Genomic DNA, 583 nt, shown 5'->3' with positions numbered 1-583 from the left:
CATGTTAGGCAACGTGCCTGATGGAGTAGAGATCGACCGCGAATTTTTACACAAGAACGTGCTGTTGCCGACGCAATATCCGAACTTGAAGTCAATCTCCGCATTCCCCGAAGATGCTATGTTTAACGCAGAAGCGTGGCAAACGGTGTATGAAGACCCATCACTTGATATCGTTCGTCTACTGAAAGAACAGCTTATCGACATGATTGCGAATGGCTTCGATATCATCATGATTGATACCGGTCCGCACGTCGACCCTCTGGTTTGGAATGCGATGTACGCGTCCAATGCACTGTTAATTCCTTGTGCGGCAAAACGTCTAGACTGGGCATCTACGGTTAACTTCTTCCAGCATTTGCCTACGGTTTATGAGATGTTCCCAGAAGATTGGAATGGCTTAGAGTTTGTTCGTCTAATGCCAACCATGTTCGAAGACGACAACAAGAAGCAAGTCTCGGTATTGACGGAAATGAACTATCTGCTTGGTGACCAAGTGATGATGGCAACCATTCCACGTAGCCGTGCATTTGAAACGTGTGCAGACACCTACAGCACTGTGTTTGATTTAACTGTAAGTGATTTC

Annotated in this window: 1 protein-coding gene; it reads left to right on the top strand. The window is 46.1% G+C overall.

The features are described 5' to 3' along the window. Positions 1 to 583 (top strand): ParA family protein (locus R8O10_RS26450; RefSeq protein WP_318192129.1); only part of this gene is annotated, 583 nt, incomplete at both ends.

The sequence above is a fragment of the Vibrio sp. 1727 genome, assembly GCF_033344415.1.
Lineage (GTDB): Bacteria > Pseudomonadota > Gammaproteobacteria > Enterobacterales > Vibrionaceae > Vibrio > Vibrio alginolyticus.
Note: the sequence above shows the minus strand (reverse complement) of the source record. Positions and strands in the feature narration are given on the sequence as shown.